The 11,998-nt window shown below is 69.1% G+C and carries 11 protein-coding genes; 10 read left to right on the top strand and 1 reads right to left on the bottom strand.

Annotation, left to right across the window (positions count from 1 at the left end; translation table 11 throughout):
- Positions 1 to 41 precede the first annotated feature (41 nt).
- The 4 genes from ACPXB3_RS12880 to ACPXB3_RS12865 all read left to right on the top strand — a co-directional run bounded on the left by ACPXB3_RS12880 (position 42) and on the right by ACPXB3_RS12865 (position 3,943).
- Positions 42 to 143, top strand: a complete 102-nt coding sequence (locus ACPXB3_RS12880) for a 30S ribosomal protein bS22 (RefSeq protein ID WP_003402602.1) — start codon at positions 42 to 44, stop codon at positions 141 to 143.
- Between the two features lie 114 nt (positions 144 to 257).
- The gene (locus ACPXB3_RS12875; RefSeq protein ID WP_425705246.1) at positions 258 to 1,310 is read left to right on the top strand and encodes an NAD-dependent epimerase/dehydratase family protein; all 1,053 of its coding nucleotides are present in this window, start codon (positions 258 to 260) and stop codon (positions 1,308 to 1,310) included.
- A 247-nt stretch (positions 1,311 to 1,557) separates the two neighbouring features.
- Complete coding sequence (locus ACPXB3_RS12870) at positions 1,558 to 2,691, top strand: lysophospholipid acyltransferase family protein (RefSeq protein WP_425705247.1); 1,134 nt, start codon at positions 1,558 to 1,560, stop codon at positions 2,689 to 2,691.
- 88 nt (positions 2,692 to 2,779) lie between these two features.
- Entirely contained in the window at positions 2,780 to 3,943 is a 1,164-nt protein-coding gene (locus ACPXB3_RS12865; RefSeq protein ID WP_425727819.1) for a zinc-binding dehydrogenase, read from the top strand.
- A 35-nt stretch (positions 3,944 to 3,978) separates the two neighbouring features.
- Here ACPXB3_RS12865 and ACPXB3_RS12860 read toward each other — a convergent pair whose 3' ends face one another.
- Positions 3,979 to 5,073, bottom strand: coding sequence for an HAD family hydrolase (locus ACPXB3_RS12860; protein WP_425705249.1), 1,095 nt, complete (start codon positions 5,071 to 5,073; stop codon positions 3,979 to 3,981).
- A gap of 257 nt (positions 5,074 to 5,330) precedes the next feature.
- Between ACPXB3_RS12860 and ACPXB3_RS12855 the strand changes: the two genes are divergently transcribed.
- The 6 genes from ACPXB3_RS12855 to hemB all read left to right on the top strand — a co-directional run bounded on the left by ACPXB3_RS12855 (position 5,331) and on the right by hemB (position 11,588).
- Complete coding sequence (locus tag ACPXB3_RS12855) at positions 5,331 to 5,582, top strand: glutaredoxin family protein (protein WP_425705250.1); 252 nt, start codon at positions 5,331 to 5,333, stop codon at positions 5,580 to 5,582.
- 115 nt (positions 5,583 to 5,697) lie between these two features.
- A complete protein-coding gene (locus ACPXB3_RS12850) occupies positions 5,698 to 6,420 on the top strand; it encodes a redox-sensing transcriptional repressor Rex (protein ID WP_425705251.1) in 723 nt (240 codons plus the stop codon).
- A 22-nt stretch (positions 6,421 to 6,442) separates the two neighbouring features.
- Entirely contained in the window at positions 6,443 to 7,909 is a 1,467-nt protein-coding gene (locus tag ACPXB3_RS12845) for a glutamyl-tRNA reductase (RefSeq protein ID WP_425727818.1), read from the top strand.
- Complete coding sequence (gene hemC / locus ACPXB3_RS12840) at positions 7,906 to 8,853, top strand: hydroxymethylbilane synthase (RefSeq protein WP_425727817.1); 948 nt, start codon at positions 7,906 to 7,908, stop codon at positions 8,851 to 8,853. The genes ACPXB3_RS12845 and hemC overlap by 4 nt, the downstream gene beginning before the upstream one ends.
- A 54-nt stretch (positions 8,854 to 8,907) precedes the next feature.
- The gene (locus ACPXB3_RS12835) at positions 8,908 to 10,599 is read left to right on the top strand and encodes a uroporphyrinogen-III synthase (protein WP_425727816.1); all 1,692 of its coding nucleotides are present in this window, start codon (positions 8,908 to 8,910) and stop codon (positions 10,597 to 10,599) included.
- Between the two features lie 11 nt (positions 10,600 to 10,610).
- Positions 10,611 to 11,588, top strand: a complete 978-nt coding sequence (gene hemB / locus ACPXB3_RS12830; RefSeq protein ID WP_425705255.1) for a porphobilinogen synthase — start codon at positions 10,611 to 10,613, stop codon at positions 11,586 to 11,588.
- Positions 11,589 to 11,998 lie beyond the last annotated feature (410 nt).

The following is an 11,998-nucleotide window of genomic DNA, read 5'->3' as shown; positions in this document are numbered from 1 at the left end:
GGCTCGACGAACATTTGCACGTGAAGTGAGGAAGCACCCACATGGGCTCAGTGATCAAGAAGCGCCGCAAGCGCATGTCGAAGAAGAAGCACCGCAAGTTGCTGCGTCGCACCCGGGTGCAGCGTCGCAAGCTCGGTAAGTGAGCCGGTGACGCCGCGTGGCCTGCGCCACGCATCCCCACGAGAACCCGCCTTCGTGCGGGTTCTTGTCGTTGCGGCCCCGGCGCGCTCGCGGCATCGCCACGCTAGCCTGAGCGCATGACCGACGCGACCGACCAGATGCCGCGGACCGTTCTGGTCACCGGCGCCTCTACTTTCCTCGGCGGATATCTGGTGGCCCGACTGGCCGCCGACCCCACCATCGCCCGGGTGCTCGCCGTCGATTCCCGGGTGCCCCGCAAAGACCTGATGCGCCGCATGGGACGCGCGGAATTCCTGCGTCTGGACATCCGCCGCCCCGCGATCGCCAAGGCGCTCGCGAACTATGACGTCGACACCGTGGTGCACGCGGCCACGTCGATCATGGACACCGCATCGCACTCGACGGCGATCAAGGAGTTCAACGTCGTCGGGGCCATGCAGATCTGTGCCGCCGCCCAGCGCACCCCCTCGGTCAAGCGGCTGATCCTGCGCTCGAGCGCCATGGTCTACGGCGCCAGTGCCGCCGACCCGTCGCACTTCTCCGAGGAGACGCCGGCCAAGCGTGAACCGACCCGCGGCTACGGCCGCGACCTGCTCGACGTCGAGGGATATGTCCGCGGCATGGGGCGTCGGCGCCCGGACATCGAGGTCACCATCTTGCGGCTGCAGGCCATGCTCGGACCCCGTATCAACACGCGGATCAGCTCCTATCTCTCGCTGCCGGTGGTCCCGACGGTGATCGGGTTCTCGCCGCGATTGCAATTCCTGCACGAGGAGGACGCCCTCGCGGCGATGGAGCACGCCACCCTGGCAGGTAGGGCCGGCACCTTCAACGTCGCCGGCGACGGAGTGGTCACCTTGACCCAGGCAATACGTCGAGTCGGCCACCTCGAGTTGCCGGTACCCGGCCGCCTGCTCGCGCCGATCACCGGCGTCCTCCAGGATCTGCGGTCGGCCAAGTTCCGGAGCTCGCAGACGGAGTACCTGACCTATGGCCGGGTGCTCGACACCACCCGGATGCGATCCGAACTCGGCTTCGCACCCAGATACACCACCCTCGAAACCCTCGACGACTACATCGAACGCAGCGGAGTCACCCCGGTGCTCGGGTCGCAGACGTGGCGGGGCATCGAGAAGCGCGTCGTGTCGGCGGCGCTGCAACTGCGCTGAACCATCAGCACGTGTGCGGGTACTCACGTGATCGGTGTGACGGGGAATGCCTTGTGTGGCAGTAGGTGTCCGGCGGAGGGTGATCGGCGCCATCCACCCCGGGCTGCAGGAGATTTGCATTCCGCGTACCATGAATTACCAACAGTTCATCGGCGTCGGAGCAGTTGGTTCTCGAGTAGCGGGGGATCCCCCTTTCGGCGGCGTCCTTTCTTTGTCGGCCGTCCGGGCCAGGTTGCGGGGTGAGAGTATGGCGGGTGGATCGGTCCCTGATGCACGCACCGCCAAGGTCATCCAGCTCTACGCGAGTTCGGCGCCCACGCTCGGCAGGCAGGCCGGTCTCGACGCAGGCAAGGGGCGCCACCCCAGCCAGCAGCCCGGTCCGGTGCGTCCGCCGGAGTCTCTCGGTCATCCCAACACCGACGGATTCGCCCGCCCGCCGGCCTCGGTGACGCCGATCAGCGACGAGGTCGTGGTGGCCGACGGACTCGGTCCGGATCGTCCGCGGCCGTCGCCGCTGTTCAGTCTCGGTGGTATCCGCAATGCGGTGGCCGATTCCCTCACCGCCACAGCAGGTTTCATCCGTGAGCGGATGACCGGCGACTATGTGGTCGACGACTTCGGCTTCGATCCGCACTTCACCGAATCGGTGTGGTTCCCGGCGGTCCGCCAGGTCTACGAGAAGTGGTTCCGGGTCGAGGTCACCGGTGTGGAGAATCTGCCTGTCGACGGTGGTGCGCTGCTCGTCGCCAACCACGCGGGATCGATCCCGGTCGATGCCATCATGACGTCGCTGGCCGTCCACGACAATCATCCGTCGCGGCGGCATCTGCGAATCCTGGCCGCCGACATGGCTTTTGACACTCCGGGTGTCAGTGAGTTGGCGCGCCGGGTCGGGGCGACGCTCGCGTGCACCTCCGACGCCGACCGGCTGCTGCGGCAGGGCGAGCTGACCGCCGTGTGGCCGGAGGGCTACAAAGGCATCGGCAAGCTCTACAAGGACCGCTACAAGCTACAGCGATTCGGCCGCGGCGGATTCGTCACGACCGCGCTGCGCAACGCGGCCCCGATCATCCCGGTCTCGATCGTCGGGTCCGAGGAGATCTACCCGATGATCAGCGACCTCAAGCCGCTCGCACGGGTGCTGGGTCTGCCGTACCTGCCGGTCACGCCGACGTTCCCGTGGCTCGGTCCGCTCGGGCTGGTCCCGCTGCCGTCGAAGTGGCACATCCACTTCGGTCGCCCCATCGTGACCGACGGATACGACGCCGCGTCCGCCGACGATCCGATGGTGGTCTTCGACCTCACCGACCATGTGCGTGAGGAGATTCAGCAGACGCTGTTCCGGATGCTGTCCCGTCGCGGCAGCGTCTACTTCGGCTGACGCGGCACTCTGACGGCCGCCGAATCGGCCGGTATAGATTGACCCCATGTCACCTGACGCCACAACCCGGACCGGAAATTCTTCTGACATGCGCGCCGTCGTCTGTCATCAAGGCGAGCTCGGCGTCCGCGAGGTGAAGGTTCCCGAACCCGGCAAGGGTGAGGTGCTGTTGCGGGTCCGGCGCGCCGGGATCTGCGGTTCGGATCTGCACGCGCGGTTACACGGGGACGAGACCGCCGACGTCGCCGCCGCCGTCGGCTACGACGCGTTCATGCGGTCGGAGCAGTCGGTGATCCTGGGCCACGAGTTCGTCGGGGAGGTCGTCGCCTACGGACCGAAGTGCCGCAAGAAGTGGGCGCCGGGCACCGCGGTGGTCTCGTTGCCGATGGTGCGCCACGGTTCCGGCCCACACCTGACCGGTCTGTCCGAACACGCGCCCGGCGCCTACGCCGAGTTCGTCATCGCCTCCGAGGACATGACGATGGAAGTGCCGCAAGGCGTGTCGCTCGACGCGGCGGCGCTGACCGAACCGCTGGCCGTCGCCTACCACGCCGTGCGGCGCGGTGCGCCCGGCCGCCGCGACGTGGCCGTCGTGATCGGTTGCGGCCCCATCGGATTGGCCGTCATCCTGATGCTCAAGGCGACGGGCGTGCGAACGGTGATCGCCAGCGATCTCTCCGCCGGTCGTCGCGACCTCGCGCGGCGGGTGGGTGCCGACATCGTCCTCGATCCGACCGTGGACTCACCGTGGGAGCAGGTCGTGGAGCAGGGCCGCTACCTCTCGAGGGTCTCCGACCTGTTCACCGCCGCCTTCGACGGCATGCGAACCCTACGTCGAATCCCGTTGGTGCCGTGGGCAAAGGTGTTCCACCTCGCCGACAAACTCGGCGCCACCCCAAAGGGGCCGGTCGTCTTCGAATGCGTCGGCGTGCCCGGCATGATCGAGCACGTGACGACCGGCGCGCCGTTGCGTTCGCGGATCGTCGTGGTCGGCGTCTGCATGGAATCCGACGCCTTCCGGCCCGCCATGGCCATCAACAAGGAACTCGAGCTGCGATTCGTCTTCGGCTACGACCCGGCCGAATTCCACGACACGCTCGCGATGATCGCCGACGGTGACGTCGACGTTCGCCCGCTGGTCACCGCTGTCATCGGACTCGACGGCGTCGCAGCCGCTTTCGACGCTCTGGGCTCAGCCGAACACCATGCCAAGGTACTCATCGATCCCGCCGGCGAGGTGTCGACCCTATAGCCCGGGTCGGCCGGAATGCTCCGGCGCCCGAAACCTCAGCGGCGCCGCAACAACCGGGCCGCCGCAGCCGCCCCGCCACCGGCGGCGCCGACCGCCAACGCGGTTCCGGCACCGTATTTGGCGGCCTTGCGGGCGGTCCGGAAGTCATACATCTCCCAGCCGCGAACCTTGGCGACGTCACGCAGGTCGGCGTCGGGGTTGATGGCCACCGCGGTGCCGACCAGCGACAGCATCGGGACATCGTTGTGCGAGTCCGAATAGGCGGTGCATCGCTTCAGGTTCAGACCCTCGCGAATCGCCAACGCGCGCACCGCATGCGCCTTGCCGGGGCCGTGCAGGATGTCGCCGACGAGGCGCCCGGTGAACACGCCGTTGCGGCTCTCGGCGACGGTACCGAGGGCGCCGGTCAGGCCCAGGCGGGTGGCGATGGTCTGCGCGAGTTCGACCGGCGTCGCGGTCACCAGCCACACCTGCTGGCCCGAGTCGAGGTGGCGTTGAGCCAAAGCCCTTGTGCCGGGCCAGATCTTGTCGGCGATGTATTCGTCGTAGATCTCCTCACCGAGTTCGGCGAGTTCGGCGGTGGGCCGCCCGGCGATGAAGCTCAACGCCTTCTCGCGCCCCTCGGCGACGTCATCGGCGTTCTCCTTGCCGGTGATCCGGAACTTCGCCTGCGTCCAGGCGAAGTCGAGGATGTCGCCGTAGGAGAAGTACTTTCGCGCGGCCAGGCCGCGCGCGAAGTGCACGATCGAGGCGCCCTGCACCAAGGTGTTGTCGACGTCGAAGAACGCGGCGGCGGTCAGATCGCGCGGGGCCTCCGGCTCGCCCTCGACGGGCGGGCGGGCGTGCAACGAGTCGAGTGCAGCCTTGGCGCTCGCCTCACCGGCGAGCGACTGCCGCAGTTCCTGTGCGGTCTGGCGGAACCGGCCACCGGCGGCGCTCGCGCGTTCGGTCAGCCAGGCGGTCACCCGATGGCTCTCCTCGTCGACGTCATCGGTGTCGTCGTCGGCGTGGTCGGGACCGTCCTCGTCGTCGGGGGCACCGCCGTCGACGAGATCGGCATGCGCCTCCCAGTCGTCGGCGGCCGGTCCGGCCGGCGCCGGCGGGCCGGCGGGCACGTCGGGCTCGGGCATCCCGTTCGGGTTCGCGTCCGGGCTTGGGTTCGTGTCCCGATTCGGGTTCGTGTCCCAATTCGGGTTCGTGTCCCAATTCGGGTTCGTGTCACCGTCAGAGGTCACACCCACATTCACACCTCCGCGACAGCCCATCCGGGCGGTTGGGGCTCGACGCCTACAGAGTAGCGGGGGGAGCAGACTGGTCGCGTCGGCCTGCCCGGTCGGCGATGCGAACCACAGTCCGCGCCGGGGTGCCGGCGCCCGGGAGGAGCACCATGTCGGTCACCTTGCTCAGCCGCGACGGCTGCGCCGCCTGCGCACGTGCCGCCGACGACCTGCGTCGGATCTGCGCCGACGTGGGCGCCGAATGGGAGATCGTCGACGTCGACGCGGCGGCCCGGGCCGGCGATGTGGAATTGCGTGCCGAGTTCGGCGATCGGCTGCCGGTGATCCTGCTCGACGGCGAGGAGCACGGGTATTGGGAGGTCGACGAGGCGCGCCTGCGTGCCGATCTCGCCCGCCGCTGAGCCGGTGTGCGCGGCCACACCCGGCGGCGCCGCCGTGCGGACCCGTGCCGGGTGGCGGGAATGCCCGGGTATACCCTGAGCCCATCGACGCGGGCGGTGACGGCCGCCCGCCGGGATGCGTGAGAGTGGGTGTGCGGCAGTGAGCGTCAGTTCGGCCCCCGGCGACATCCCCGACCCCACCGTCGCCCGTCTCGCGGGTTATCTGTACGTCTTGCGGTCCTTTTCCCGACGCGGCGTTCTCGTGGCGTCCAGCGGGCAGCTGGCCACCGCTGCGGGCGTCAATCCGGCAATCCTGCGCAAAGATCTCTCCTACGTCGGGGCCAACGGGGTACGCGGCGTCGGCTACGACGTCGGCAAACTGACCGCGCGCGTTTCGATCGCGCTGCACACCGACACCACCGCGACCGTCGCCGTCGCGGGCGCCGGCCGGCTGGGCCAGGCGTTGCTCGCGCACACCGGCGTCGGACGCGGTTTCGAGGTGGCCGCGCTCTTCGACGACGATCCCGAGATGATCGGGGTCCGGCTGTCGGCCGAGACGCCACCGGTCGCCGCGCTCGACGACATAGCGAACGTATGCGCAGATCCGCAGGTCGGGCCCGTCGACATCGGCGTCGTGGCCACCGCCGACGAGCACGCCCAGCGCGTCGCCGAGGCGTTTGCCGCGGTCGGGATACGGCAATTGCTCAACGTGACACCGGTCGGGCTGGTCGTCGAGTCCGACGTCGTCGTCCGGCAGGTTGATCTAGCCTTGGAACTGCAGGTGTTGGCCTTCACGGCATCGCGCAGCCTGATCGGGCCGCGTGAGGACGATCAGCTGCGCGCAGTGGCGGACCGGTAAAGGATATGAAAACGGTGACGGCGTGAGTGTTTTGTTGTTCGGTGTCTCGCACCGGAGCGCACCCGTTGAGGTGCTCGAGCGGATCGCGGTCTCCGACCACGACCGTCCCAAGCTCGTCGACGAACTTCTCGGTTCGCAGGCGATCACCGAGGCGATGCTCGTCTCCACCTGCAACCGCGTCGAGATCTATGCCGTCGTCGACGCCTTCCACCCCGCCCTCGAGGCCGTCGGGAAGGTGATGGGCGAGCATTCCGGCATGGACGTCAGCGACCTCACCCAACACGCCTACGTCCGCTACTCCGAGGCCGCCGTCGAGCATCTGTTCACCGTCGCGGCCGGACTCGACTCGCTCGTGGTCGGCGAACAGCAGATCCTGGGTCAGATCCGTAACGCCTACCTCGACGCCGACGCCAACCGCAGCACCGGCCGCGTGCTCCACGTACTGGGCCAGCAGGCGCTGCGGGTCGGTAAACGCGTGCACAGCGAGACCGGCATCGACCGCGCCGGCGCATCGGTGGTGTCGGTGGCATTGCACCGCGCGCAGCAGCTCGCGCCGAGTGGGCCGTTCCGTTCGGCGGTCGTCGTCGGCGCCGGCGCGATGGGCGCGCTGGCCACCGCCCAGCTCGCGCGCGAGGGCGTAACGGAGATGGCCGTGGTCAACCGCACCGTCGCCAATGCCGAACATCTGGCAGGCAACGTCATCGCCAATCACGGCATCGAGGTCCGCGGGGTCGGATTCGACGACCTGCCTGCGGTGATGGCCGACGCCGACGTCGTCGTCGCGTGTACCGGGTCGGTCGGTTCGGTGATCGGTGTCGGTGAGGTGCATTCGGCGCTCGCCGCGCGCGCCCGGGATGCGGACGCACCGCTGGTCATCTGCGACCTCGGGCTGCCCCGCAACGTCGATCCGGCCGCGGGCCGGTTGCCCGGTGTGCACATCGTCGACATCGCCGGATTGCGTGGCCTCGCCGAGGCCGAGGCCGCCACGAACGACATCCGGGCCGCTCGTTCCGTCGTTGCCGGCGAACTCGCCGACTACCTGACCGCCCAGCGGCAGGCCGAGGTCACCCCGACCGTCGCCGCGCTGCGCCAGCGCGCCGCCGACGTGGTGGAGGCCGAGATCCTGCGGTTGGAGACCAAACTGCCCGGGCTCGACGATCCGCAGCGTGACGAGGTCGCCAAGGCCGTGCACCGGGTCGTCGACAAGCTGCTGCACGCACCGACCGTGCGGGTCAAGCAGCTCGCGTCGACTCCGAACGGCGATCACTACGCCGAGGCGCTGCGCGAACTGTTCGAGCTCAAGCCCGGGTCGACGGAGGCCGTCAGTGTGGCCGACACCGAGCTCGGTGAGACGGGAGCTCCCGAGGCGGGCCTCGGATTCAGCACCGAGGCGGGCCTCGGATTCAGCACCGAGGCGGGCCTCGGATTCAGCACCGAGGCGGGCCTCGGATTCTGGACCGATGTCACCCCCGAGCAGGGAGAGCGTTGAGTACACCGCAGGACGGGGCCGTCATCCGCGTCGGCACCCGCGGCTCGTTGCTGGCCCGCACCCAGACCCAGACCATCGTCGACGCCCTGATCGCTGCCGGGCATCGGGCCGAGCCGGTCATCATCAAGACCGCAGGCGACGCGTCGGCGGCCCCGGTGGTCCAGATCGGCGTCGGGGTGTTCACCACGGCGCTGCGCAACGCGCTGCATGACGGGCAGATCGACGTCGCCGTGCACTCGTACAAGGATCTGCCGACCGCGCCCGATCCGGGCCTGGTGATCGCGGCCGTCCCGACCCGCGAGGATCCGCGGGATGCCCTGGTCAGCCGGGGTGGACAGGTCCTCGGCGAGCTCGCGCCGGGGTCCACGATCGGCACGTCGGCCCCGCGACGGGTGGCGCAGCTTAGAGCATTGGGTCTCGGTTTGGAAATCCGCCCCCTACGGGGCAACCTAGATTCTCGGTTGGGCAAAGTCGCCAGCGGTGACCTCGATGCGGTCGTCGTAGCGCGTGCCGGACTCGTTCGAATCGGAAGGGCCGATGAGGTCACCGAGGCGTTCGATCCGGTCGTCCTGTTGCCGGCACCGGCACAGGGAGCGTTGGCCGTCGAGTGCCGCTCCGACGATGCCCAACTGGTGAGAACTCTCGCCGAGTTGGACGACGCGTCCACCCGTGCAACGGTCGACGCCGAACGTGCGGTGCTCGCGGCACTGGAAGCCGGGTGTACCGCTCCGGTCGGGGCGATCGCCGAGGTGGTCGAGTCGATCGATGACGACGGGCGCATCTTCGTCGAACTGTCGCTGCGTGCGGCGGTGGCGGCCGAGGACGGATCCGATGTGATCCGCGCTTCGGTGGTGGGTCCGGTGGATCGTGCCGACCAACTGGGCAGGGCTCTCGCGGCCGAACTGCTGGAACTGGGAGCGGGCGAGATCGTCGGCTCTCCGTAGTTCCGGCAAGGAACACACAGCCCTCGGCGTATGAGGGCAGGAGAGTGCGAACGCATGAGCCGTACGACCAAGAAGGCCAATCCGGGGCGGATCTTTTTCGTGGGGTCCGGACCCGGGGATCCAGAGCTGCTGACCGTGCGGGCGCGCAGCGTCATCACCGCCGCGACGACCGCCTACGTCGATCCTGACGTGCCGGCCACAGTTGTCGCGATGATCGGTGCTGCACACCGCGAGGAGCCCGCCGACCAGCGACGCCGACCGACCGCCAAACAGGTGGTGTCGGACAAACCGGCAGCGGCAGACACACCGGCCGGCGCCGATCCATCCACCGACCAGACCGACGCCGCGGGCGAGCAGTCCGCAGAGGACGCCGAGCAGGTCGTCCACCCGGCGCTCGGCGACCCGAACGAGGTCGCCAAGACCCTCGTCGCGGCCGCCAAGGGCGGCGACGACGTGGTGCGGGTGGTCTCCGGCGATCCGCTGACCACCGACTCCGTGCTCACCGAGGTGCATGCGGTCGCCCGCACATCGATCACCTTCGAGGTGTTGCCGGGCCTGCCCGCCGCCTCGGTGGTGCCCAGTTATGCGGGTATGCCGCTCGGTTCGAGCCACACCGTCGCCGACGTGCGCGCCGAGGGCGTCGACTGGGCCGCGCTCGCCGCATCGCCGGGACCGCTGGTGTTGCATGCGACCTCCGGGCATCTCGCCGAGACCGCCAGCGCGCTGACCGAGCAGGGGCTGGCGCCGCAGACACCGGTCGCCATCACGATCAACGGCACCACCTGCGCCCAGCGCACCATCGAGGCGACGCTGGCCACGCTCAACGAGCAGGGCAACGCCCTGACCGGGCCGCTCATCCTGACCGTCGGCAAGGTCGTCAGCCAGCGCGGCAAGCTCTCCTGGTGGGAGTCGCGGGCGCTCTACGGCTGGACCGTGCTGGTGCCGCGCACCAAGGATCAGGCCGCCGACATGAGTGAGCGGCTGGTCTCCCACGGCGCGATGCCCAAGGAGGTGCCGACCATCGCCGTCGAGCCGCCGCGCAGCCCGGCCCAGATGGAGCGGGCGGTCAAGGGACTCGTCGACGGCCGCTACCAGTGGGTGGTGTTCACCTCGACCAACGCGGTGCGCGCGGTCTGGGAGAAGTTCGCCGAATTCGGACTCGACGCGCGCGCCTTCTCCGGGGTGAAGATCGCCTGCGTCGGGGAGGGCACCGCCGAGCGGGTACGCGAATTCGGGATCAACCCCGAACTCGTGCCGTCGGGCGAGCAGTCCTCGCTCGGTCTGCTCGACGAGTTCCCGCCGTACGACGACGTATTCGATCCGGTCGACCGAATCCTGTTGCCGCGCGCCGACATCGCCACCGAGACCCTGTCGGAGGGGTTGCGTGAGCGGGGCTGGGAGATCGACGACGTGACCGCCTACCGCACGGTGCGCGCGGCCCCGCCGCCTGCCGAGACCCGCGAGATGATCAAGACCGGCGGCTTCGACGCGGTCTGTTTCACCTCGAGCTCCACCGTGCGCAACCTCGTCGGTATCGCCGGAAAGCCGCACGCGCGCACCATCGTTGCGTGCATCGGCCCCAAGACTGCCGAGACCGCAACGGAATTCGGGCTGCGCGTCGACGTGCAGCCGGAGGACGCGTCGATCCACGAGCTGGTCGACGCGCTCGCCGAGCACGCCGCGCGGCTGCGTGCGGAGGGGGCACTGCCCCCGCCGCGCAAGAAGTCGCGGCGGTCGCGGTCGTAGGTGGTGTGCCGATGGGTCCGCTGATCCGTCCCAGGCGGCTGCGCACGAGTGCGGCGATGCGCCGCCTCGTCGCCGAGACCACCTTGGCGCCAAGCGATCTGGTGTTGCCGATGTTCGTCGCCGACGGCCTCGACTCGCCACACGAGATCGCCTCGATGCCCGGGGTGTTCCAGCACACCTTCGATTCCCTGCGCCGCGCCGCCGACGAGGCCGTGCGCGCGGGGGTCGGCGGCCTGATGCTCTTCGGGGTCCCGGTTGCCGGTGACAAGGATGCCGAGGGCTCGTGCGCCGACGACCCCGACGGGGTGCTCAACCGCGGGTTGCGGTTGCTTCGCGACGACCTCGGGGATCAGACGGTCCTGATGGCCGACACCTGCCTCGACGAGTTCACCGACCACGGGCATTGCGGTGTGCTCGACGACGCCGGGCGAGTCGACAACGACGCCACTCTCGAGCGCTACGTGTCGATGTCGTTGGCGCAGGCGCGTTCTGGTGCACACCTGCTCGGGCCGAGCGGTATGATGGATGGTCAGGTCGCCGCGATCCGTGCGGCCCTCGATGCCGAGGGATTCACCGACACCGGCATTCTCGCCTACGCCGCGAAGTACACGTCGGCGTTCTACGGGCCGTTCCGCGACGCCGTCGGCTCGTCGCTGAAGGGTGACCGCCGCACCTATCAGCAGGACGGGGCCAACCGGATCGAGGCGCTGCGCGAGGTGCGTCTGGACCTCGACGAGGGCGCCGACATCGTCATGGTCAAGCCCGCGATGAGCTACCTCGACATCGTCCGCGACGTCGCGGAGATGTCCGACGTCCCCGTCGCCGCCTACCAGATCAGCGGCGAGTATTCGATGATCACCGCGGCCGCCGAACGCGGCTGGATCGACCGCGATTCCGCGATCCTCGAATCCCTGACGTCGGTTCGCCGCGCCGGCGCGAAGATCATCCTCACTTACTGGGCCGCCGAGGTCGCCGCCCGCTTGCGCTGACTGCGCGCTGTAGTTCGCCGACGGCACCCTCTTCCGCGATGAGGCAGCGGTGGCGAGGTCGCGGAAGCGAGTCGCGTGTCCAGCCGACGGACCGCCCGAAGGGGCGGGCGGGCTTCGGGAACGAATATGAGATGCGGCTATAGCGACGGTCGAGACGATTATTGTCGTGGCCGTCGCTATAGCCGCACGTTATATGTCGGCGTGCGGGGGACGGGACGGGTCACCTCGGGAGTGCGACCGCCCGGAGGCGCCGTCGACTACTCATACGTCCCCGGCCGGGGAGAGCAGCGTGAGTCTCGGCGTGCGGGGGACGGGCCCCGGGAGTGCGACCGTCCGAAGGGGCGGGCGGGCTTCGGGAACGAATATGAGATGCGGCTATAGCGACGGTCGAGACGATTATTGTCGTGGCC

Origin of the sequence: Gordonia sp. DT219, assembly GCF_049847065.1 — a bacterium.
Lineage (GTDB): Bacteria > Actinomycetota > Actinomycetes > Mycobacteriales > Mycobacteriaceae > Gordonia.
Note: the sequence above shows the minus strand (reverse complement) of the source record. Positions and strands in the feature narration are given on the sequence as shown.